At 37.3% G+C, this 22,455-nt stretch carries 16 protein-coding genes and 4 pseudogenes; 9 read left to right on the top strand and 11 right to left on the bottom strand.

The window, feature by feature from the left end:
- The first annotated feature begins 200 nt into the window (after nt 1-200).
- Nucleotides 201-569 (top strand): UbiA prenyltransferase family protein, encoded by a 369-nt coding sequence (locus RHABOEDO_RS04940; protein ID WP_215216511.1) that lies wholly within the window; start codon nt 201-203, stop codon nt 567-569.
- On the opposite strand, the gene trpS is transcribed toward RHABOEDO_RS04940, so the two are convergent.
- A complete protein-coding gene (gene trpS, locus RHABOEDO_RS04935; RefSeq protein WP_245397573.1) occupies nt 536-1,579 on the bottom strand; it encodes a tryptophan--tRNA ligase in 1,044 nt (347 codons plus the stop codon). The two genes, RHABOEDO_RS04940 and trpS, sit on opposite strands and share 34 nt — an antisense overlap.
- A gap of 109 nt (nt 1,580-1,688) precedes the next feature.
- Between trpS and RHABOEDO_RS04930 the strand changes: the two genes are divergently transcribed.
- Both RHABOEDO_RS04930 and RHABOEDO_RS04925 read left to right on the top strand, forming a co-directional pair.
- Nucleotides 1,689-4,475 carry a protein kinase domain-containing protein gene (locus RHABOEDO_RS04930; protein WP_256439892.1) on the top strand — a complete coding sequence of 929 codons (2,787 nt, stop codon included), beginning with the start codon at nt 1,689-1,691 and terminating at the stop codon, nt 4,473-4,475.
- Nucleotides 4,453-4,989 carry an NUDIX hydrolase gene (locus tag RHABOEDO_RS04925; protein ID WP_215216509.1) on the top strand — a complete coding sequence of 179 codons (537 nt, stop codon included), beginning with the start codon at nt 4,453-4,455 and terminating at the stop codon, nt 4,987-4,989. The genes RHABOEDO_RS04930 and RHABOEDO_RS04925 overlap by 23 nt, the downstream gene beginning before the upstream one ends.
- Nucleotides 4,990-5,162: 173 nt before the next feature.
- Here RHABOEDO_RS04925 and RHABOEDO_RS04920 read toward each other — a convergent pair whose 3' ends face one another.
- Genes RHABOEDO_RS04920 through RHABOEDO_RS04910 form a run of 3 tightly spaced genes read right to left on the bottom strand, consistent with a single transcriptional unit; the run spans nt 5,163 to nt 6,611 of the window.
- Nucleotides 5,163-5,648, bottom strand: coding sequence for an IS630 family transposase (locus RHABOEDO_RS04920; RefSeq protein ID WP_281069572.1), 486 nt, complete (start codon nt 5,646-5,648; stop codon nt 5,163-5,165).
- Entirely contained in the window at nt 5,649-6,197 is a 549-nt protein-coding gene (locus RHABOEDO_RS04915; protein ID WP_220017837.1) for a helix-turn-helix domain-containing protein, read from the bottom strand.
- Between the two features lie 33 nt (nt 6,198-6,230).
- Nucleotides 6,231-6,611: a helix-turn-helix domain-containing protein gene (locus tag RHABOEDO_RS04910; RefSeq protein WP_215217638.1), complete on the bottom strand. Its 381-nt coding sequence runs from the start codon at nt 6,609-6,611 to the stop codon at nt 6,231-6,233.
- Nucleotides 6,612-6,793: 182 nt separating this feature from the next.
- Here RHABOEDO_RS04910 and RHABOEDO_RS04905 point away from each other — a divergent pair, with 182 nt between their 5' ends.
- On the top strand, nt 6,794-9,616 hold the full coding sequence (locus RHABOEDO_RS04905) for a valine--tRNA ligase (protein ID WP_215217639.1): 2,823 nt from the start codon (nt 6,794-6,796) through the stop codon (nt 9,614-9,616).
- Between the two features lie 60 nt (nt 9,617-9,676).
- Nucleotides 9,677-9,907 (top strand): hypothetical protein, encoded by a 231-nt coding sequence (locus RHABOEDO_RS04900; RefSeq protein WP_215217640.1) that lies wholly within the window; start codon nt 9,677-9,679, stop codon nt 9,905-9,907.
- A gap of 98 nt (nt 9,908-10,005) precedes the next feature.
- On the opposite strand, the pseudogene RHABOEDO_RS11735 reads toward RHABOEDO_RS04900, so the two are convergent.
- Nucleotides 10,006-10,104: pseudogene (locus RHABOEDO_RS11735) on the bottom strand (IS5/IS1182 family transposase); the annotation flags it as partial.
- 64 nt (nt 10,105-10,168) lie between these two features.
- Between RHABOEDO_RS11735 and RHABOEDO_RS04895 the strand changes: the two are divergent.
- Together RHABOEDO_RS04895 and RHABOEDO_RS04890 are read left to right on the top strand one after the other, a co-directional pair.
- On the top strand, nt 10,169-10,498 hold the full coding sequence (locus RHABOEDO_RS04895; RefSeq protein ID WP_220017836.1) for a helix-turn-helix domain-containing protein: 330 nt from the start codon (nt 10,169-10,171) through the stop codon (nt 10,496-10,498).
- A 3-nt stretch (nt 10,499-10,501) separates the two neighbouring features.
- Nucleotides 10,502-11,203, top strand: coding sequence for an IS630 family transposase (locus RHABOEDO_RS04890; protein ID WP_281069571.1), 702 nt, complete (start codon nt 10,502-10,504; stop codon nt 11,201-11,203).
- Nucleotides 11,204-11,376: 173 nt separating this feature from the next.
- Here RHABOEDO_RS04890 and RHABOEDO_RS11730 read toward each other — a convergent pair.
- Nucleotides 11,377-11,556 (bottom strand): annotated as a pseudogene (locus RHABOEDO_RS11730) (helix-turn-helix domain-containing protein); the annotation flags it as partial.
- A gap of 68 nt (nt 11,557-11,624) precedes the next feature.
- Between RHABOEDO_RS11730 and RHABOEDO_RS10780 the strand changes: the two are divergent.
- Nucleotides 11,625-11,747, top strand: a pseudogene (locus RHABOEDO_RS10780) (IS481 family transposase); the annotation flags it as partial.
- A 162-nt stretch (nt 11,748-11,909) separates the two neighbouring features.
- Entirely contained in the window at nt 11,910-12,941 is a 1,032-nt protein-coding gene (locus RHABOEDO_RS04875; RefSeq protein WP_220017406.1) for an IS110 family RNA-guided transposase, read from the top strand.
- 660 nt (nt 12,942-13,601) lie between these two features.
- On the opposite strand, the gene RHABOEDO_RS04870 is transcribed toward RHABOEDO_RS04875, so the two are convergent.
- From RHABOEDO_RS04870 to RHABOEDO_RS04850, 5 genes and pseudogenes are all read right to left on the bottom strand, one after another.
- Nucleotides 13,602-14,030, bottom strand: coding sequence for a hypothetical protein (locus RHABOEDO_RS04870; protein WP_220017833.1), 429 nt, complete (start codon nt 14,028-14,030; stop codon nt 13,602-13,604).
- Nucleotides 14,031-14,512: 482 nt separating this feature from the next.
- Nucleotides 14,513-14,878 (bottom strand): helix-turn-helix domain-containing protein, encoded by a 366-nt coding sequence (locus RHABOEDO_RS04865; RefSeq protein ID WP_220017832.1) that lies wholly within the window; start codon nt 14,876-14,878, stop codon nt 14,513-14,515.
- Nucleotides 14,782-15,054: pseudogene (locus RHABOEDO_RS04860) on the bottom strand (transposase); the annotation flags it as partial. The gene RHABOEDO_RS04865 and the pseudogene RHABOEDO_RS04860, both read right to left, overlap by 97 nt.
- Nucleotides 15,055-15,144: 90 nt before the next feature.
- Nucleotides 15,145-20,766, bottom strand: coding sequence for an autotransporter-associated beta strand repeat-containing protein (locus tag RHABOEDO_RS04855; protein ID WP_215216955.1), 5,622 nt, complete (start codon nt 20,764-20,766; stop codon nt 15,145-15,147).
- A 269-nt stretch (nt 20,767-21,035) separates the two neighbouring features.
- Complete coding sequence (locus tag RHABOEDO_RS04850) at nt 21,036-22,412, bottom strand: alanine/glycine:cation symporter family protein (protein ID WP_215216956.1); 1,377 nt, start codon at nt 22,410-22,412, stop codon at nt 21,036-21,038.
- Between the last annotated feature and the right edge of the window lie 43 nt (nt 22,413-22,455).

The raw sequence follows: 22,455 nt of genomic DNA, 5'->3' as shown, positions 1-22,455 counted from the left end.
TAAATCAGAGCTTAAAACAACAAAATCCCTTTTCTGAAAGAAAAACTATCAGAAACTCTATCTAATAATGACCTAAATTGTTATTTAAAATGATTAATACAAGTAGTGATATAATTTATCACTACTGTTTATAATTAAAATTAATTAAAGTTTGAAATAAAAATGACTTTCTTTTTAGAGTGAAGAAAAAGGAAAAAATCATGTATCACCCTCTTGTTTCTAGAAGACGCGCTAAGGTATTCTCTGTAGCTTTATTTTTGATTGGGCTGGCTATCATCAGTTACTTACATACTTGGTGGCCTGCTATTATGTTAGTAATTGGATTGCCTTTAGCTTTTAGACAGTATTTACTAGGGCGATTTTACGATATGGTCATTACTCTCTTTGTGTTTGTGGGAGTGTTTATCACCGTACAATTTGATATATGGGAGGTTTTACTACCTGTCTTATTTGCTACAGGTGGGATCTACTTGTTGTTTCGCGAGTTCATGGAAGGCAAGGAAGAAACCCTTGCTGAAGAGGAAGAAGACCTCAATCATGAGCTGGAAGAAGATGATGAAGAAAAGTAATCTAATCCCATTGCTTGACGAACTTCTATAAGAGTTTGATGCGTAACCAGATTAGCCCTATCCGTACCTTTTTGGAGTATATTCATCACTTCACGAGGATCTTGTGCGTAATGCTCTCGTCTTTTGCGAATGGGTTCTAGAAAAGCTTGTAGAACTTCGTTTAAGCGTTTTTTAACCACTGCATCCCCTAAACCTCCTTTACGATATTTTTGTTTAAGGTCTTCTAAAAAAGAGAGATCCGGATCAAAGCAATCAAGGTAGGTAAAAACAGGACTTGCTTCCACATTGCCTGGATCTTCTACTCGGGTGTGGTTGGGGTCGCTATACATACCTTTGATTTTTTTGGAAATGAGTTCAGGAGAATCGGATAAAAAGATAGCATTATTCAGCGATTTACTCATTTTTTCTTTACCATCAAGACCTGGTAAGCGCGATACCTTTGTAGTAAGCGCTTTACAGCTAGTGAATACATTCGTGTTGTAGGCATGATTAAAATGGCGTACAAGCTCATTGGTTTGCTCAATCATGGGTAGCTGATCTTCTCCAACCGGGACTATATCTGCCTTAAAAGCTGTGATATCCGCTGCTTGGCTAACCGGATATATCATAAATCCAGCAGCGATATTTTTTTCATACCCTTTTTGTAAAATTTCCCTCTTGATGGTGGGATTATGCTTCAAACGATTCCAAGTAACAAGATTTAAAAAATAAGAGGTAAGCTCAAATAAAGGAGGTATTAATGACTGAATAAAGATAGTGGTTTGCTCAGAGTCTATTCCTACAGCAAGGTAATCTAGTGCCACTTGTAGAATATTTTCTCGTACTTTTTTAGGATCTTTTGCATTATCGGTTAATGCTTGTGCATCTGCAATCATAACAAATTGTCTACACGTTTTTTGTAAATCTAGTCGACTTTTTAGAGATCCTACATAATGACCGATATGCAAAGGTCCTGTTGGTCGATCTCCTGTTAGTACAATTTGTTTAACCAAAAGCTGAGCTCCTATCATTTTTTTCTTGCAAAAATCTACCTAAAACTCTACCAAATACAACACTTGAAGATGATAAAGGTAAAAACATTGAAATCATATTAGCATTTAGCGGATTTAAATTGAACTCATGAGCTTAAGATTTGATCATTCTAGTTCCTATCAAATCCTACGAAGTTTGGGCAAAGGAGGTATGGGAGAGGTTTTATTAGCCCAAGAAGGGGTATCTGGTCGACTAGTTGCCCTTAAAAGGATGCGCGCAGAATTAAAAGATAGTGCGGTTTTAAGAGAGCGTTTTTTAAGAGAAGCCCGGGTAACGGCTACTCTGACGCATCCTTCCATTATCCCTGTATTTAACATCTATGCTGATCAAGCAATCCCTTATTTTACGATGCCTTATGTAGAAGGAGAAACACTTAAAAAAATCTTAAAAACCGCTTTTGAAGAGGAGAAAATAGCCGAGCCCAAACATCCTATTGGCAGCTCCATTATGGCGCTTACTCGTATTTTTCTCTCTGTGTGCGAAGCCATTGCTTATACGCATTCTAAAGGAATTCTACATAGAGATTTAAAACCTGATAATATTATCGTTGGAAAATATGGAGAAGTGCTCATTTTAGATTGGGGCTTAGCTGATTTCATAGGCCAAGAAGAAACCTCTTTTTCCGAGCTCATGGGAAATTACCAGAATCTTACAAGACCAGGAAAAGTACCAGGTACACTTAATTACCTTGCACCAGAGCGTGCAAAAGGAGAACAATCCACCCCTTTAAGCGACATTTATTCTCTAGGCGTAATTCTATATCAAATACTCACCCTTCGCCTGCCTTTTTATCGAAGCTCTTTACGTAGTTTTCGTAAAACTATGCATTTAGAAAAATGGATTAACCCCACAGAAATCGCTCCCTATAGAGATATTTCTGTGCATCTCTCTGATATTGCAAAACGCTGTTTACAACCAATTGCATCTGATCGATTTGAAAGCGTTGATGATATGATCGTTGAGCTCAAAAAGTTTATAGAAGGCAAACCTGAATGGGTTTTAACATCTGAGCTAGATATTAATTGCAAGCAAGATTGGGCCTTTCAGGAAAATATTTTATTCACTAAACATCTAGCAATTACAAGATCTCCAGAGGTCATGGAATGGCTACAATTAATGCTTTCAAAAGATTCCTTTAATGGAAACATTCGAGTTGAAACAGAGATTTACATCCAATCTCATTCAGTAGGAATGGGACTATTATTTACTACTACTGAGGTAAATAAACGAGGGATTCTCCGAGAGGGATATACTATATGGTTCAATCAGTCTCCTATGAGCTGCAGGCTTTTCTATGGTAGTGCTGAAGTTATGACTGTAAATGATTTAGATATTCCCCAAAATATCGCATTGAGTTTGCAGATCGATAAAATGGATAACCATTTATATGTCTATTTAAATCACACACTAATTTGTCACTATATAAGTTTGATTCCTTTGCCTACGACTCAGATTGCTTTAGTATCCTACGATAATTATTTTACCGTTTCTAATATTCGGATTAGCTTAGGGAGTCAAAATGCAATGATTAATTGCTTAGCGATTCCCGATGCTTTTTTATCTAATAAAAATTATAGCAAAGCACTGTTAGAGTATCGACGAATAGGCAACTCTTTTTCTGGGCGCATGGAGGGAAGGGAGGCTTTATTTCGCGCAGGGATTACTTTAATTAAATACGCAACTGTACAGAAGAAATCTAGCGAAAGAGAACGACTGTATTTATTTGCTTTGGATGAATTTAGCAAATTGCGCCATACTCCCGGAGCTCCTTTAGAATATTTAGGCAAATCGCTTGTTTATAAAGAGACCCAAGAGATTGAAGAAGAAATTAAATGTTTAGAAATCTGTATCCGCAAATACTCAAAGCACCCTTTGTTTAAAATGATTGTTGAACAAATCATGATGCGCCTACATCAAACCTCTTCTTATAAACGCATACCTGCTTACCATTTTGCCCTTTTAGCTCTGCGCCATCTTCCTAAATTATTTACTTCCTCAGAAAACAAACGCATTGTTACCCTACTTAATCAGTATCTTGAACCAATTCCCTTTTTTATCCATTTAGACAATCAAGATAAAATGACGAAGTATTCAGATCTTAGCTGCCAGTTAGCCTTTTGGTTAGCAAAGCCAATTACTCTGATTGAAATTTTAGAAAATACGCCTCCTCTATTTATTCTAACCAATGCGTTCTTTGGTTTATTAGCAATGGGGTTTGACCATTGGGTAGGAGAAAACTTACACCTCTGTTCTGATCCCGTAGAAGCAGAGAAAATTCAAATTGCTTGTTTAGGGCACAAAAAAGGATTTCCATTGGCTATTCAAACCTATCTCACTCAATTTCCCGGGGCTAAAAATGCTTCAAGAGCACTCTATTACTTACTTGATCAAACGATACTAAAAAATAAAATAGAGTCTCTATATTCAGAAGAGCTCTTTGAGTTATTTATCCAGAACCAACAACTAGCTCCTCTTGGAGTAGAATTGTTATTGCTCCAAAATCGATGGAGCGCGGCAGAAAAACTCATTACTTACTATCACTTAGAAGATTTACAAGATGATTCTTCTGTTTTTTATCCACTGATAGGTTGTTGGTTATGTTATAAACAGTCAGAGGCTAAAGCCATTTCCTATCTTAAAGGAGCAATAGATGCTCCCTTTCCCACTAGTAAGCTATTACTCAGCTATTTTTTACAGGGAAAAATAACTAATAAAGCTTGGAGTCAAACAGCTTTGACTTGGGAAAAGATTTCCTTATTTCGTCAATTGCGTTTGTTTTTTCATTGTACTGGAAATCAAAAAAAAGCCAAACTCTACTCTAATCGCATTCATAAAGAAATACGCTCTATCCATGTCAAATACCACTATCCCTAAAATAGAAAAAAGCCAGTTTGCTTATCATGGCTTTTTTGATGTACACGTTGATTCCTTAAGATGGCCAACAGGATTTCAAAATACCTATACTCGTCTTGATCTTTGCTCTTCTGCAGCAGTTGTTTTAGCCCGCATTGCGGATGGGCGCTTTATCATCAATTTAGAATATAGACATCCCACAGGAAAATGGCTGCTCAGTTGCCCAGGAGGAAGGGTTGATCAAAGTGAAACCCCATTAGAAGCTGTTAAAAGAGAGCTACTCGAAGAAACCGGTTATGGAGGAGGGACCTGGCAAGCACTTCCTTCTATTTATCCCCTTCCTGCTATAACAGATCAGAGAATATTTTATTTTTTGGCTCAAGATGTAGTTCATCTATCTGCTGCTAAAGTAGAGGAATCAGAACTCATTAAAACCTTATTAAAAACAAAACAAGAGCTGTATCAAGAGATTCAAAATAAAACCCCGGTAGATGGCATCTTATGCACAGCTCTATTTCTATGGCAGCTTTTATAAGTTATTGAGATTGATTACAGAAAAACACTATTTTTATATAATAAAAGAAATACACTTCATACTTTTACAGTTATTCCCAAAAGATGGGTTCTAGAGCGTTCTTTTGCGTGGATAGAAAATACTCGCAGGCTATGGAAAAATTGCGAAAGAAAACTATATATACTAGTGCCGATTCAAACGGCTAGCTTAATGGGATTTAAGTCAACGACTTGAAACTTGTCGTTTATCCTACATTTCAAAATATCTGTTATTTTCGGTATCTCTTCTAAGAAGAATCCTCTAATTGCCTGAAAAAAAGTCACCGACGTTTCGTAATATCGATTGTATACCTTCTTTTCCTTTAAGATCTTCCACAAGCGTTCAATAGGATTCAAATTCGGCGAATAAGGAGGGAGATAGTGCACTTTAATCCTAGAAGACATCAGAAACTCTTCTAGTTTCTTATTTTTGTTTGATCTTGCATTATCCAAAATTACATGAATAATTCGAGCCTCTGTCTGTTTTTCTAGCTTCTTGAAAAAATCGAGCATTGCATCGGCATCAACTGTCTTATATTCCTCTGTAAAAATCTTCATTCCTGTCAGGCAAAGAGCTCCAGCAAAATGCAATCGCAATTGTTTCCCGGATGTCTGCAAAGTCTTTTGAACGCCTTTTTTGATCTATCCACATACGGCTTGGGACTGATGTTCAGGATGCACAGCATCTATGAAATAGATCTCTTCATCAGGGTTTAAGGTCTCCTTTAAAGCCCTATATTGTTCTATGAAAATTCGTTGTTTTTCAGGATCTAATTTCCCAGGAATCTTTTTAGGACGTTTATAAGCAAATCCGTGCTGTATGAGCCAATCTGTCATGCCGCTTTGGGAATATTTTATCCCATATTGCTCATGCACATAAGCTATGATCCCTTTGACTTTAAGATAGGTCTTTTCCTGTAGGTGTTTTAGTAGAGACTCTTTTTGGTCTTGTGAAAGTTTTGATTTGCTACCGCCTCGAGGGCTACTTCCAGTTTTATTTTCGGAATCATATTCTCTGAGGTATTTCTGAACAGTGATAGGGCTTATCCGGAGTGTTTTAGCAAGATTTTTTGTTGAGATACCCTCATCATAGCCCAAAATTACACAAAGCCTATTCCGTTCAGAATAGTCTTTTGGATGCTTTAACTTGTGTTCTAAGTCAGCTCTCTGGCTAGGGATCAGTTTTTTCATACTCAATAGCTTAACACAAAACAAAATATTTTTCTATACGATTGAATCGGAACCACTATATATTCCAAAGCGGTCTTTGGCAAAATTAATCACTTGTTTAGCCGAATGGGGTGCTTCTTCTTTTACATAGATTTTTAGTTGGTCAAGCTGATTTTGACTGAGCCAGCAAACCTTTCCTGTATAGTTCAAATTTAGTAAGGCTTCTTTTCCGTCTTCTGAATAGATTTTATAATAATGTCTTATCGTATCGTCATCTAGGAGTAAAGCATGTGCTACTTGTGGGCATGTCCACCCTTCATCTAACAATAAAATAGATTTGATTCTATCGCATAGCCTTTTATCCCGTTCATGGCGATGACGAGCCTTGAGGATGTCTTTTTGGTTTCTTGTTAAAAAGTTCGCTTTTAGTTGCATATGAGCAAAACTTATATCTCAATCCAGAAGAGCTTAAGCGTATAGCAAAAGCGCCCATTGCTGTCGAATTAATTTAATCACTCTACTGATTGCCTAGAAAACATTGCTTAATAGGGAATACGTTGAAATTTTCTCTCCTTACATGCTATCCTGGCTTGTTTATGTAAAACCTCTTGTTATCTATGACGTTATCTAAAAGTTATGAGCCTCAAGAAGTCGAAAAGAAGTGGTATCTCTTTTGGGAAGAAAAACAATTTTTTAAAGTAGATCCGGCCTCTATAAAGCCCGCTTTTTGTATTTGTATGCCTCCGCCCAATGTAACCGGTGTGCTGCATATGGGGCATGCTCTTGTGAACACTCTGCAAGATGTCTTGATTCGTTGGAAGAGAATGTCGGGCTATGAAACATTATGGGTTCCAGGAACCGATCATGCGGGAATTGCTACACAAACCGTTGTAGAGCGCCGTTTACTAGCAACAGAAGGGAAGAAACGTAAAGATTTTACAAGAGAAGAATTTTTCCAAGAGATCTGGCAATGGAAAGAAAGAAGTGAAAATCAAATTTTAAATCAACTAAAGAAATTAGGTTGCTCCTGTGATTGGTCTCGTCTTTGTTTTACTATGGATAAAGAGCGCAACTTAGCTGTTTGCACCTTGTTTAAAAAAATGTTTGACGATGGTTTGATTTACCGCGGAGATTATCTAGTTAATTGGGATCCTATTTCACAAACAGCGTTAGCTGATGATGAAGTAGAGTATGAAGAAAAAAGTTCTTTCCTCTGGTATATTAACTATTGCTTTGAAGATGCTCCAGAGAAACTCATTACAGTTGCAACAACCCGTCCTGAAACAATGCTTGGCGATACTGCTCTTGCAGTATCTGTTTGCGATGAGCGTTATAAACACCTAGTTGGTAAAAGAGTTATTGTTCCTTTTGTAAAAAGAAGTATTCCCATTATAGCAGATCGTCTTATCGACCCCTCTTTTGGAACAGGTGTTGTTAAAGTAACCCCTGCGCACGACTTGAATGACTACCAAATGGGACAAACACATAAACTCGATAGTATCAATATCATGACCCCTGATGGTCGGATTAATGAGCAAGGTCAGGAATTCTCAGGTTTAACTATGCAAGAGGCACGGGTAGCTATAGTAGATGCCCTACAGAAAAGAAACCTTATCAATAGGATTGAGCCCCACAACCATCGCATAGGAATTTCTTATCGCTCAAAAGCGATTATTGAGCCTTATCTTTCCAAGCAATGGTTTGTTCGAGTTAGTCAATTTAAAGACCGCCTGCGCCAATTGGTTGAAGACAAAAAAGTATCCTTGATTCCACCTCATTGGGAAAATACCTATTTTCATTGGATTGATCATTTAAGGGATTGGTGTATCTCCCGTCAACTTTGGTGGGGTCATCGGATTCCCATTTGGTACAATAAAAACAATCCTGATCAGATTCTGGTGTTTGATGGCATTAGCCTACCGCTTGAAGTGCAAAAAAACCCTGATCATTGGTACCAAGATGAAGATGTACTCGACACCTGGTTTTCTTCAGCCATTTGGCCTTTTAGTACACTTGGTTGGCCTCATCAAACACAAGAGTTAAAAAAGTTCTATCCTAACTCTACTCTCATTACAGGCCATGATATTTTATTTTTTTGGGTAGCACGGATGATCCTAATGGGAGAATATGTTTTTAATCAGCCACCTTTTCCTGAAGTTTTTTTACATGGACTTATCTATGGAAAATCTTATTGGCGTCATCAAGAAAACGGCTCTATTGCTTATTTAACGCATGCAGAAAAACATCCCTTTGAACTTGGGCAAACACCCCCTTCAGAGATTCATTCCAAATGGGAAAAGATGTCTAAATCCAAAGGAAACATCATCGACCCTTTAGAAGTTATCGATTTCTATGGAACAGATGCGATGCGTATGGGTCTTTGCGCAAGCGCTACACAAGCGCGTCAAATTGATTTAGATCGGCGTAGATTTGAAGAATTTAAAAATTTTGTGAATAAAATTTGGAATGGCGCTCGTTTTGTATTTATGAATATTAAGGACTTAAGTGCAGATAATTTCGCTACAGGACTTGACCTGTCTATCCTTACTCTAGAGGATCGTTGGATTTTTTCCTTGCTAAACCGTACAATCCAAAGCGTAAATAGCTATTTAAAAGAATATGCTTTTGATAAAGCGCTTTCTACAGCTTATGATTTTTTCTGGAATCAATTCTGTGCTTATTATGTAGAATTGGTTAAACCTATCTTAACAGATCCTGTAAACGCTAACAGAGAAAATAAACAAAAAATCCTCTCTTTGGTTTTATTTAGTTCTATTCGTCTACTGCATCCTATAGCACCTTTTGTAACAGAAGAGCTCTTTGATAAAATCAAGCAAAAATTGGATTCTCGAATAGAAAATCAAACAGATCCTTACACTCAAGAAGCGCTAGCAGCCATTAATAGTTCAGCTTGTATCGTATCAAATTACCCGCAAGCTATTCTAGAAGATATTCGTCCTGACGTGGAAGAAACATTTACCTTCTTAGACCAAGTAACTCATGCTATCCGTGCTATTCGAGCTGAAATGCAAATGCCACCAAATATGGCTATTGATCTATTTGTTCAAGCACCATCTCAAGATGAACAAAGAGCTGCTTTAGAGAAAAATTCTGGTTTTTTAAAAGCACTTATCCGTATCCAATCGATTACCTTTACAGAAGAAACTCAGAATCTCCTCTTTAGTTCAGAAACCCTTATTGGTTCCTTAAAATTACAGATTCCCCTGCCGCAAGAACTAAAAATTAGAGAAAAAATCCGTTTGGTTAAAGAAAAGGAAAAACTCATCCAACAACAAAATAAGCTTCGAGCTCAACTTGCTAATGCAAATTTTCTTGAAAAGGCACCTGCTTCTCTTGTAAGTACGTTAAAAGATAACCTTTCCCAAGCGGAAAAAAAACTTGAGGAAACCATAGAAAAATTAGACCAACTACAGAATTAAATAATCTTTAATGATTTATTCGATTATACTTTTGCTTCTAAAAAACAAGAGAGAAAAGTTATGTCAATAGAAGTGGGTCCAACAAATATTGCATATCAAAATTTAACAGAACCAACCTCTACAACTATTCTATCTCGAATAAGAAAGCGCTTTACAGTTAAAGATTTAGCAATCTTAAGCATAGGAACTTCTGTAGTAGGTGTAGCTGATTTTCCCCATGATGGAGCTTTTTCATATTACTGCAAAGAATCCTGCAGCTTGCTCTATAAATTTAATATTGGCATGCAATAAGCTAGGAATAGGCACTCTCTTAGAGCCTGTTTAAAATCTTTTCAAAAGTAGATCAATAAAAGCTAGAACCACCATATATCAGGCTTGTATGTAGTTTTCTTTCTCAATTTTTCCATCCACGCAAAAGAACGCTTTACAATCCATCTTCTAGAAATGACTGTAAAAGTATGAAGTGCATTTCTTTTTGCTATTTCTACTATATATAGTGGTTCCGATTCAATCGTATAGAAAAATATTTTGTTTTGTGTTAAGCTATTGAGTATGAAAAAACTGATCCCTAGCCAGAGAGCTGACTTAGAACACAAGTTAAAGCATCCAAAAGACTATTCTGAACGGAATAGGCTTTGTGTAATTTTGGGCTATGATGAGGGTATCTCAACAAAAAATCTTGCTAAAACACTCCGGATAAGCCCTATCACTGTTCAGAAATACCTCAGAGAATATGATTCCGAAAATAAAACTGGAAGTAGCCCTCGAGGCGGTAGCAAATCAAAACTTTCACAAGACCAAAAAGAGTCTCTACTAAAACACCTACATGAAAAGACCTATCTTAAAGTCAAAGGGATCATAGCTTATGTGCATGAGCAATAGGGGATAAAATATTCCCGAAGTGGCATGACAGATTGGCTCATACAGCACGGATTTGTTTATAAACGTCCTAAAAAGATTCCTGGGAAATTAGATCCTGAAAAACAACGAATTTTCATAGAACAATATAGGGCTTTAAAGGAGACCTTAAACCCTGATGAAGAGATCTATTTCATAGATGCTGTGCATCCTGAACATCAGTCCCAAGCCGTATGTGGATGGATCAAAAAAGGCGTTCAAAAGACTTTGCAGACATCCGGGAAACAATTGCGATTGCATTTTGCTGGAGCTCTTTGCCTGACAGGAATGAAGATTTTTACAGAGGAATATAAGACAGTTGATGCCGATGCAATGCTCGATTTTTTCAAGAAGCTAGAAAAACAGACAGAGGCTCGAATTATTCATGTAATTTTGGATAATGCAAGATCAAACAAAAATAAGAAACTAGAAGAGTTTCTGATGTCTTCTAGGATTAAAGTGCACTATCTCCCTCCTTATTCGCCGAATTTGAATCCTATTGAACGCTTGTGGAAGATCTTAAAGGAAAAGAAGGTATACAATCGATATTACGAAACGTCGGTGACTTTTTTTCAGGCAATTAGAGGATTCTTCTTAGAAGAGATACCGAAAATAACAGATATTTTGAAATGTAGGATAAACGACAAGTTTCAAGTCGTTGACTTAAATCCCATTAAGCTAGCCGTTTGAATCGGCACTAGTATATTCTAATATTTCCTGTGCACTCTTTGCAAATCTTTCTCCAGAATATCCTCACTTTTAAAAAGATTTTAAACAGGCTCTTAGCTTTTTCAAGCGCTCTTAATTGATCTTCTGTAAAGATCAAGTGATCTTGAGCTGCTTTTGCTTCTAACGCCTTTAGTCTCTCTAGAGATTTCTTGTAATGCGGCTTCTCCGCCTTTTTCATAAAGCTCTTTGTATGTATAAAAGCTTTCTCTTGAATATCCCATGTGCTTACATGCTTGGGACACGTTCCCAAGGGCTTGAGCTAGTTTTAAATGTAATAGACAAGACTTAAATTGACACTTAGTGGTAAATAGCAAAGAAAAACAGCTTATGCAACTGCGGCGTGATGCCGTAGTTGCATAAGCAAATAGCAAAGTGGTAATTTATGAATATAGCAATAGAGAGAAAAGTGATAAAAAATAAACTAGGCCTTTTAAAACTAGCTCAAGCCCTTGGGAACGTGTCCCAAGCATGTAAGCACATAGGATATTCAAGAGAAAGCTTTTATATACATAGGATATTCAAGAGAAAGCTTTTATATACATGCCATAATTGCACACAAAGAAGGGGTTGCTCCTTAAACGGAGTAGGTTAAACTCTCCAATATAAACGAGATTTTTTCAAATCTCAAAACCGCTCATTAAAGAGCAAAAAAAATGAGGAGCAACCTATGAAGCATTATATTGGATTAGATGTATCAATGAAAAGAACTTTTATCTGTGTATTAAATGAACAAGGTAAGATTGTCCATGAAGGTTCAGAAAAAACAGATCCTGATTTACTAGCAGATTATTTTTCCAAAAGAGATTTTCAAGAAATCGTTGTTGGCTTTGAAAGTGGATGTTTATCTCATTACCTAGTCACAGGATTTAGAAAAAGAGCTATAGATCCCCTATGTATGGATGCAAGGAAGCTGAGTACGATTCTTGCTTTGAAAATAAATAAGACAGACAAAAATGATGCACGAGGAATCGCAGAAGCCCTTCGATCAGGTATGTATACACGAGTACACTGTAAGCCCCAAGATTCAGTAGAAAAAAGCATTTTGTTAGTTTCCAGAAGAGCGCTAATTAAACAGCAAACGCAGTTAAAAAATACTGTAAGGGGCTTGCTTAAAAGTTACGGAATACGATTGGGATCTGTGGGATCCAAAAGATTTTCGTCTGTGGTTGTAAAGCAGATAGAAAAACAGGAAAAAAGTATTGTTCTGAGCATAACCTCTCTATTAAATACCTTTGATAAGGTAGTTGAGGAAGTAGAAAAACTGGATAAAGAAATGCTTAAGCTGGTCAGTCAAGATAAAGAAGTACAACGGCTTATGACAATCCCTGGCGTAGGACCTGTAACAGCATTAACCTATAAAACAGAAATTTTTGATCCCACTCGTTTTAACGATTCTAAATCAGTAGGAGCCTATCTTGGTATGACGCCTAAACAGTATGCCTCCGGAGAGGTGCAAAGACAGGGAAGAATTTCAAAATGTGGATCCAGTGAACTTAGATCTCTATTAGTTGAAGCCGGAATAGTAATGCTGACACGAAGTAAGAAATGGAGCAAGCTAAAAGCTTGGGGATTAAAAATCATGAGAAAAAAAGGAATGAAGAAAGCCGCCTTAGCAGTAGGTAGAAAGTTATCCGTAATTATGCATAAGATGCTGATTGAACAAAAAGAATTTATTTACGGTGAGCCAAAGGCAGCTTAAAAACGCATTTTTTTAGAAATAAAAACATTAGGAAAAGTGACTAAAATTTTTTGCAGGAGAAAACCGAAGAAATAGGTAAAGACGACAAATGAGTTGGCTCTTAGAAGCCGTAATATACATTGTCTTGCCCATTTCATTTCGGATAGCATAATGGAGCGAAGAATCTAAAATAGTTTTCTTCAAAAAGACTCCGCAGAGAACCCTGGACTTATCTCCCGCATTAAACTTTGCTGTCCTAAGATCTTAAAAAACGCCTTTTATTTTGCAAGCAAAATATCGGCTCGGAGAGCTTATGAAGAATTAAGAGAATTTATATTCCCCTTGTGTGCAATTAGAGAACTCGTTTGTTTTTAAATTAAGATTTAACTAAGCAAAATATTGAGCCTGCCGTTGCAGTTTCATCTGCACTAGCAAATCCTGCTTTTATTGCTGCAAGGTTGGATAAGTTTCTTGCTGAACCAAGAATCTCACATACTTTTAGTAAGATTGCTAATCATTTGTACCTTTGCATATGCAAGTGCAGTTTGTGGATTCATCGAAGAACTATTGAATAATTCATCTAAATTAATTCTAGCGTGGCCTTCAGGTGAATGGTTTCCACTACGATTTATAGTCATAATGACTCCTTGTTATAAATTATTTTACTATTCTTGCAGAGCACTAATTAGTGCTTATCGTTTTTAAATAAGCCTTCTTGAGTAAGAGTATATAGAGAAAAATCTTGGCTATTTCTGGTTCAAGTTGCTTAATGAACAGGAGGCTTTTTATTTTTTCTTGTGTTAAATTTAGAGTTTTTTCTAGGTTTTCTCTCTTTTTTTGAGTAATACTATTTTGTTGTTGAGCTGTAATAAATTGGTCAAGCCCAGAACACAATAGATCCGTCAACTCTTCATCAAGTAGGTTATTTTCCTTAAACTTAAGCACCATAAATTTTATGTGTGTATCCATAAGGTACATGGAGGGAAGTATTTGCTGTAATAGCTCAGGAGAACATCCGTGCTGAGCATTATTTATCGTTTCTAGTATAATGTGTTCGGATATTTCTTCATGAAGAAGGTCATTTAAAGAGGCCTTTTCAAACTCTTGCATAATTAACCTTTGTTTTTAAGTATTACTATTACTTATTAAGTGAGGTATTTTTATATTATTTATTTTAATATAATTGTATTTAAATAACACATTAATTTATATTAACCTTTTTATAGAGCAAAAGAAAGATATGCAGAGTTTGAAAACTGCAAATTGTATAATTACCTGAAATAGGCTACATGTTTAGTCCCAAAGTATAATGGTGTATACTATAAACATTTAGCGTCAAAGGAAACATTATGGGACAAATATTACATGCTCACCTTATGTACTCTCTATAGAGGACCGCGCTGCTTATCAAGCCACTTTTTCCCTCTGTATGTGCGTAAGGTGAGTTACTTGGAAATCATGTGTAATAGACAAGACTTAAACGGTAAGCCATAGGAGAAAACCTAAGAAATAGGTAAAGACGACAAATGAGTTGGCTCTTAGAAGCCGTGATATACATTAGATTTCTTGCATAACCCCTTATTTTAAAGCTTTCATTTATAGGTCTTTTCCTGTAGGTGTTTTAGTAGAGACTCTGTTTGGTCTTGTGAAAGCTTTGATTTGCTACCGCCTCGAGGGCTACTTCCAGTTTTATTTTCGGAATCATATTCTCTGAGGTATTCCTGAACATTGATAGGGCTTATCCGGAGTGTTTTAGCAAGATTTTTTGTTGAGATTCCCTCATCATAGCCCAAAATTACACAAAGCCTATTCCGTTCAGAATAGTCTTTTGGATGCTTTAACTTGTGTTCTAAGAGCCTGTTTAAAATCTTTTCAAAAGTAGAGCAATAAAAGCGAGAACCACCATACTCAGGCTTGTATGTAGTTTTCTTTCGCAATTTTTCCATAGCCTGCGACATTTTTCTATCCACGCAAAAGAATGCTCTACAACCCATCTTTTGGGAATAACTGTAAAAGTATGAAGTGCATTTCTTTTGGCTATTTCTAATATACATCCTAATATTTCCTGCACACTCTTTGCAAATCTTTCTCCAGAATATCCTCCATCTGCTAAAACACTTTTTACAACGAACAAATGGTTTTTATGTAGTGAAAATGCTTCTATATGCCTTACTGAAAAGATTTTAAACAGGCTCTTAAAATACATCCAGAGCTGCAAATGATCTTAAAACCTCCAATCCAGAGCTAGATTTATCTCATTCACCTTAGAACCATTCCCAAACCTGCCATCATAACCTAAAAATACACTAAAACCACCTTGAGAAGAGAGGAGGAGTTGTCCACCTACAAGAGCTTGATCTATTACTTGGTTAAAGCTAGTCACGGAAAAATTAGGAGAGCAGAAGGTTTCTTTTCGAAAACTAGCGGTGTAATGTCTTCCTGTTAAAGGAGTTGTTCTCAGCCAACCTACGTTGACGCTAGAAGCTAAACACATATTGCAGCAAACCCATTCTTTGGTAAATTTTAGGTTGACTAACGAGCGTAGAAAGGAGGTATGTTTTCTTTTTACAGCTAAATCAATCGAACCAGCTCCGCTTTCTTGAAATCTTTCTTGAAAGATATTCAACTGATCTAATAGAAACTCTGGTTGCACAAAGAAGTGATAAAAGGGTTCTAGTTTAAAACCTGCTAAGATAACTTCGGAAAGATCCCAAGTATTGGGATGGCTACTCGCTACGCGAGATATCCCTGGAAATACAATTTTTCGATCTACATCATAAAAATTACCTGCTCCTAGTACAAGAAGGCCAAAATAAAAACTTCCACAATCATATCCTATGTAAGGACCTAAATACCCAGAATCAGCTCTAGCTTTTCCGGCTTGATGTTTCCAGTGTAAATGAGAGTAGGAATAACCAAGACCAAAACCTAATGTCCAATCATTACTCAATAGATGATCTATCCCAGCTGCTATTCCATAAGTGTGATTGGTAAATCCTATGGCTTCCTGACCTAGTTGAAGGCGATTTTTTTGCGAATAGACAAGCCCTAGCGGGTTGATCCAAATATTAGTAGATTCACAGGTTGCATAACAACAGGATCTTTGGTTTGCTCCTGTTACAAAGAAGGTGTTTGCTAGACTAAAATTATTTTCCAACTCGTTTAAGGCAAAGGCTCCAAATTGAGAGGGGGTTAGTCTATTCAAGGCTTGTGCATACTGATCTGCGGGAAGAATAAGCAGGGCTTTTGCAACTGCATCAAGGTCAAGATTAGCAAAATCAAAAGAAGAACAGAATAGGTAATCTACTACAGCTCCTGCATTACCATCTGGTCTAGCAGGAATAATTAAAGAGGAGGCAAGAATTAAGAGTTGGGCTTGTGTAGGAAAATAGTTGATGGCGTAATCAAGACGCCGAGTACTAAAAGTACTGCTAAATTGTCCTGTAACTGATCCTGCGCTAAGAAAGGTATAGGTTGTTCCCTCTAGATAAACCCCAGCTTCAGGAATGACCCGCAATGCTCCGTCTAGGGTTGCGGTCTCTGTAATTTGAAGCAAATCAGTTGCTCCATCGGGAGCTATCTCTATACTCAATCGCCCCCCAGTAGATTGTTTAAAATCCCCAGTGATTTCGATTGTTCCAATGGACTCTCCTGGCGAAACATCCCCCATATTTATTAAATGGCCAACTGTTCCATTGCCCATTAAAGAGGCATTAGGCAACACGTTAACAGTGCTTCTTAATTTCCCATGAATATGAAGAATGCCTTCAGCGACTAGCGTATGTCCTGTGTGAATACTCGATCCTGTTAATTTCAAAGTACCAATGCCTTGCTTGATAAACACGCCATCATCCTCTCCATGAATAACTCCATGATAAATGGTGTGATTAGCTATTCCTTTACTCAGCATTTTAGATCCTAAGTCAACAGAGCTAGCTCCAGTAATCAGTATTTTAGATCCTAAGTTAACAGAGCCGGCTCCAGTTAAATCTCCTATGGTGTGAAACTCTGCTGTAATATCACTAATATCAAAAACTCCTTCATTGATAGTAACATTTCCTGCAGAATGTAAAGCCCCAAGAGCTGAAAGAGCAAGAGTTCCTCCATTAATGATTGTTCCTCCAGAATAGGTATTAACTCCAGTTAGAGTAAGTGTTCCAGTATTTTGTTTAATAAGAGATCCGCTCCCCTGAATGACTCCTGAGTAAGTGCTATCATTTACTGTGCCTTCAATGAGATTTTTCGTTCCTAACTCAACAATACCTCCCGTTCCACTTAAGCTACCTATTGTTTGAGATGCAGCAGTAATATCACTAATATGAAAAACCCCTGCATTGACGATAACATCTCCTGCGGGGTTTAAAGTACCAGAACCTACAAGAGCTAGCGTTCCCTCATTAATGATTGTTCCTCCAGAATAAGTATTGATTCCTGTTAGAGTGAGTATGCCACTGCCTTGTTTAGTAAATCTACCATTAGCTCCTCCCTGAATGACCCCGGAATAGGTGGTATGATTAGCAGTGCCCTCAATGAGATTTTTGTTTCCTAAATTAACAAAGCCGACTCCAGTTAAGTCTCCTATTGGTTGAGATTCTGCTGCAATTCCACTAATATCAAAAGCTCCTTCATTGATGGTAACAGCTCCTATAGAAGAGAGTTTTCCTGATCCTGAAAGAGCTAGTGTCCCAGCATTGATCATTGTCCCTCCAGAATAGGTATTAGTTCCTGTAAAAATAACTGTTCCTGTATCTCGTTTATCAATAGATCCAGCTCCTGAGAGAACCCCATTATATGTTCCTGTATGCGCTTGATCGAATACTAGAGAAGCATTATTTAGAATATTTCCTTGCAAACTATTTGTATTTCCTTGCAGAACCCCATCATTCACTGTAGTTCCCCCGGAGTAGTCGTTATCACCTGTTAGAACAAGAGTTCCCAAACCCTGTTTTATAAGAGCACCAGAACCTCTGATTAATCCTGCATAGCTTGTATGATTAAAAGCTTCTTGAATTAGTGTTTTATCTCCTAAAATAATCTCTCCTCCACTACCGCTTAAATCACCTATGTTTTGAAATGAATCTGCAATGTTACTTATGTCAAAGCCTCCTGCATGAATAGTAACAGATCCTGTAGAAGAGAGTTTTCCTGATCCTGAAAGAGCTAGTGTCCCAGCATTGATCGTTGTCCCTCCGGAATAGGTATTAGTTCCACTCAAAGTCAATACCCCACTACCCTGTTTAATAAAGGACCCTGTCCCATTAATGATTCCTACGTAACTTGTGTTATTTTTAGTTGCGGTAATCAGCGTTTTTTCTCCTAAAAAAATAGTTCCTCCTCCAATTAGCTCGCCAATGGTTTGCGATGAAGCAGTGATATCGCTAATATCAAAGTTTCCTACATTGATTATAACAGTCCCAGTAGGCAATATAGTTCCCAATCCTGAAAGAGCTAATGTCCCCAAAGTGATCATTGTTCCTCCAGAATACGTATTAGCTCCTGTGAAAATAACCGTTCCTGTATTTTGTTTATTAAGAGCTCCATCTCCTGAAAGAACCCCATCATATGTTCCTGTATGCGCTTGATCGAACACTATAGAAGCATTATTTAGAATATTTCCTTGCAGGCTATTTGTACTTCCTTGTAGAAATCCAGCACTAACCAAAGTTCCTCCAGAATACGTGTTGGGTCCTGTTAAGATGAGTCTTCCGGAGCCTTGTTTAATAAAGGCGCCTGTTCCACTAATAATTCCTGCATAAGTTGTTTGATTAGAATCTCCAACGGTTAATGCATTAGCCCCTAATAAAACTTGACTGCCCTCAACCCCATCAATGCTTCCAATACTACGTGCTCCATTAGCTTCTGTGATGTCAAAAATGCTATCTGATCCACTGAGAATAACCAGGTTATCTATTGCTAAAGAACCATTACCAGAAAGTGCAATTCGCCCAGAAGAGATGTTTGTTGCTCCCGTATAAGTATGTATTCCACTAAATGTAAGAGTTCCTAATCCTTGTTTAGTAAAAGAGCCAGCTCCACTAATCACTCCTTCGTAAATTGTATCATCAAGCGATCCTGCTATAAGCGTTTTTGTCCCTAAGACAACTTCTCCCCCTATACCGCTTAAATTACGAATAGTTTGTGATGTGGCTGAAATAGAACTAATATCAAAGACTCCTGCATGAATATCGACAGATCCCATAGAAAGCAATCTTCCTGATAGAGCTAATCTCCCTGCTTTAATCCTTGTGCTTCCGGTGTGATTGCTACCTTTTAAGATAAGTGTTCCTGTATTTTGTTTAATTACAGTTCCTGTTCCTGCGAGCATTCCATTATATGTTCCCGTACCAACTTGATCAAATACAACCAACGCATCATTTACAATATCTCCTTGTAGACTCGTTGTATTTCCCTGTAAACTCCCTTCAATGACTGTAGTTCCTCCAGTATAGGTATTTGCGTTACTTAAGATAAGCGTTCCTACATTTTTCTTGATTACAGCTCCTGTTCCTGAAATCACCCCGGCGTATTCACCCAAACTCATTTGATCAAAAATAAGAGAAGAATCATTTACGATGTCCCCTTGTAGACTGATTGTATTTCCTTGTAAAACCCCTCCACTGACTATGGTTCCACCAGTATAGGTATTTGCATTACTTAAGATAAGCAATCCCATATTTTGTTTGGTTAGAATACCAGATCCTGAAATCACCCCGGCGTATTCACCCAAACTCATTTGATCAAAAATAAGAGAAGAATCATTTACGATGTCCCCTTGTAGACTGGTTGTATTTCCTTGTAAAACCCCTCCACTGATTATGGTTCCACCCGTATAGGTGTTTTCTCCCATTAAGATGAACATTTGAGGTCCCTGCTTAACAACAGAACCTGTTCCACTAATAACTCCTCTATATACGGTAGAGAGCATTCCTCCTATGATTAATGTTTTTTCTCCTAATACAATTTCTCCTCCAGATCCGCTTAAACTACCTATAGCTTGAGATGAAGCTGCTATAGAACTTATATCAAATATAGCTCCTGCATGAGTTATCACTTTACTAGTAGGAGCTAAACTTCCAGATCCAGAAAGGGCTAGTATTCCCGTATCAATTGTTGTTCTTCCAGTGTAAGTATTACTCTCTGTTAGTGTAAGCTTGGCTAATCCCTGCTTGACAATAGAGCCTGTTCCACTAATAACCCCTCCATATTCTGTAGGAAGTCTCTCTTCCATGATTAATGTCTTTGCTCCTAAAACAATTTCCCCTCCAGATCCACTTAAATCGCTGATCGTTTGAGAATCAGATTCAATAGCACTGATATTAAGTATCCCACCAGAACTGATTACTACTTTACCATTAGGAGCTAAACTTCCAGATCCAGAAAGAGCTAATAAACCGCCAATGATTACTGTTCCTCCAGTATAGCGATTACTTCCTTCTAAGATGAGCTCTCCCTTACCTGATCTTATCAGAGATCCTGAATCCAGGATTCCTGATAAAGTCAAAGAAGAAGAAGGAGCAACATTAACTTTAAAAGGTTTACTTAATGCACTGAATATAAGGTATTGATTTTTGCTTCCATCGATGACTAAAGAGTCTCTAGTAGATGTGGTAAATTCCCCCTCTACTTCAATTGCGGGCAGATCGCTAAAAAGCTGAATCCTGCCAAGACCTGGCTCAAATGTAACCGTGCTGGGTTGTGAACTTCCTAAAGCATTTAAATCAATGATTGATTGCCTAAAACTCCCAGTCCCACTATCTGCATTATTTGTAACCCTAAAGTCAGAGCTCCATATAGCTCTAGAGCTCAAAATCAAAACATGGCAAGCTAAAAGCAATAGTGTCTTCATGTACATCTTTTTTTATCCGTTTATTTTTATAAGCAGTGGTCCTTTCAACCTCGAAGTGCACAAAAAAGAACATATAAATACTTGAAAAAACATCTATTGTGCACCCGAGCATAGCATGTTTGTAGATAATCTCCTAAACACTTCTAGTGGAGTTTTGAAGTTGAGAGCCTCCCTATTCTTTTTTTTAATTCTATAGATTCACTAAAATAAGTAAAATAAAATTTTGATAAAAAGCCTTTTTCCCAAAAAGAAAAAGTTTGTGATGCGATTTAATCGAATGCTGCTTTTTTTTCTTGGCTTAGCAGCTGAAAAAAATGCTGCGCTTCCTTGCAAGCAATAGAAGATAGGCCGATTAATCCGATTAAATTGGGAATAGTCATTAAGCCATTCATAATATCTGCTAAAGGCCAAACTATTTCTATACTCATAATGGAGCCTAAAAACACACAAAAACAAAATAGAATCCGATAGCTTTTTTGTAATAATCCTTTAAAAAGAAACTCCATACTTTTTTCTCCATAATACGACCATCCAATAATGGTAGTGTAACCAAATAAGATGACTCCCAAAATCACAATAAATTCCCCTCCGGGAATGATGCGAAAAGCCTGAATCACAAGAGCTACTCCATTGAGAGCTTCTCCATTTGCTCCTATTGTTCCTAAAACATCGGTAACCGAGATAACAAGCGCTGTAATTGTGCATACAACAAAACTAGAAAAAAACACCCCGCTCATAGAAATCAAGGCTTGTCTTCCTGGTACATCGGTTTTTGCTGCTGCTGCAGCAATGGGGGCACTTCCCATACCCGCTTCGTTTGAAGAGATCCCTCTAGCTGCACCTAACTGGATTGCCATCATAACAGATGCTCCCAAGAAACCACCAACTGCCGCTTGTCCTGTAAAGGCTGTTTGGATAATTGTTAAAAATCCCTCCCAAACACGGTCATAGCGGACATATAAAATAAATAAACCTGAAACAATATATAAGAGAGCCATAATCGGTACTAACAAACCACTAATCTTAGCAATATTTTTAATACCCCCAAACAAAACAAAAGCTGTAAGAACCGCCATAATAACTCCAGGCCAAATAACCGAACAAGGAATAAGTTCGGTACAAGCTATTGCAATAGAGTGTGCTTGTATGAGATTTCCTCCACAGAGAGTAGCTAGTAAGCAGCAAATAGAGAAAATTACCCCTAGCCATCTTAATTGCAGACCATTTGCTAAATAGTACATAGGTCCGCCACACATTCTTCCATTTTTATCTATCTCTCGATATTTCACTGCTAAAATGGCCTCAATGAATTTAGTCGCCATCCCTACAAGAGCAATCATCCACATCCAAAAGACAGCACCAAATCCCCCTGCAACAATTGCGGTTGCAACCCCTGCAATACTACCAATTCCAATGGTTGCAGCTAGTGCTGTCATCAGTGATTGAAATTGGCTAATGTCTCCTTCAGCATCCTGATCCGATCTAGTAAACGCTAATTTTAAGGAGTAACCCAAATAACGAAACTGCATTCCCTTTAAACGAATCGTAAAAAATATTCCTACACCAATGAGTAGAAAGAATAAGATATAGCTCCACATCCATTTATCTAATTGATTTAAATACCAAACAAATACTTTATAAGTCATTTTCACCTTGGGTTATAAATTCTCAAGTACAACTTCTTTTGTG

The organism is Candidatus Rhabdochlamydia oedothoracis (assembly GCF_019453995.1).
Lineage (GTDB): Bacteria > Chlamydiota > Chlamydiia > Chlamydiales > Rhabdochlamydiaceae > Rhabdochlamydia > Rhabdochlamydia oedothoracis.
The sequence above is the reverse complement of the archived record's forward strand: the minus strand, read 5'-3'. Positions and strand labels throughout refer to the sequence as shown.

What these genes read in the sequence shown, in the direction of transcription:
- RHABOEDO_RS04940 (WP_215216511.1), top strand. Translation starts at nt 201, where the DNA reads ATGTATCACCCTCTTGTTTCTAGAAGACGCGCTAAGGTATTCTCTGTA.
- trpS (WP_245397573.1), bottom strand. Translation starts at nt 1,579, where the DNA reads ATGATAGGAGCTCAGCTTTTGGTTAAACAAATTGTACTAACAGGAGAT.
- RHABOEDO_RS04930 (WP_256439892.1), top strand. Translation starts at nt 1,689, where the DNA reads ATGAGCTTAAGATTTGATCATTCTAGTTCCTATCAAATCCTACGAAGT.
- RHABOEDO_RS04925 (WP_215216509.1), top strand. Translation starts at nt 4,453, where the DNA reads ATGTCAAATACCACTATCCCTAAAATAGAAAAAAGCCAGTTTGCTTAT.
- RHABOEDO_RS04915 (WP_220017837.1), bottom strand. Translation starts at nt 6,197, where the DNA reads ATGAAAAAACTGATCCCTAGCCAGAGAGCTGACTTAGAACACAAGTTA.
- RHABOEDO_RS04910 (WP_215217638.1), bottom strand. Translation starts at nt 6,611, where the DNA reads ATGCAACTAAAAGCGAACTTTTTAACAAGAAACCAAAAAGACATCCTC.
- RHABOEDO_RS04905 (WP_215217639.1), top strand. Translation starts at nt 6,794, where the DNA reads ATGACGTTATCTAAAAGTTATGAGCCTCAAGAAGTCGAAAAGAAGTGG.
- RHABOEDO_RS04900 (WP_215217640.1), top strand. Translation starts at nt 9,677, where the DNA reads ATGTCAATAGAAGTGGGTCCAACAAATATTGCATATCAAAATTTAACA.
- RHABOEDO_RS04895 (WP_220017836.1), top strand. Translation starts at nt 10,169, where the DNA reads ATGAAAAAACTGATCCCTAGCCAGAGAGCTGACTTAGAACACAAGTTA.
- RHABOEDO_RS04875 (WP_220017406.1), top strand. Translation starts at nt 11,910, where the DNA reads ATGAAGCATTATATTGGATTAGATGTATCAATGAAAAGAACTTTTATC.
- RHABOEDO_RS04870 (WP_220017833.1), bottom strand. Translation starts at nt 14,030, where the DNA reads ATGCAAGAGTTTGAAAAGGCCTCTTTAAATGACCTTCTTCATGAAGAA.
- RHABOEDO_RS04865 (WP_220017832.1), bottom strand. Translation starts at nt 14,878, where the DNA reads ATGTCGCAGGCTATGGAAAAATTGCGAAAGAAAACTACATACAAGCCT.
- RHABOEDO_RS04855 (WP_215216955.1), bottom strand. Translation starts at nt 20,766, where the DNA reads ATGAAGACACTATTGCTTTTAGCTTGCCATGTTTTGATTTTGAGCTCT.
- RHABOEDO_RS04850 (WP_215216956.1), bottom strand. Translation starts at nt 22,412, where the DNA reads ATGACTTATAAAGTATTTGTTTGGTATTTAAATCAATTAGATAAATGG.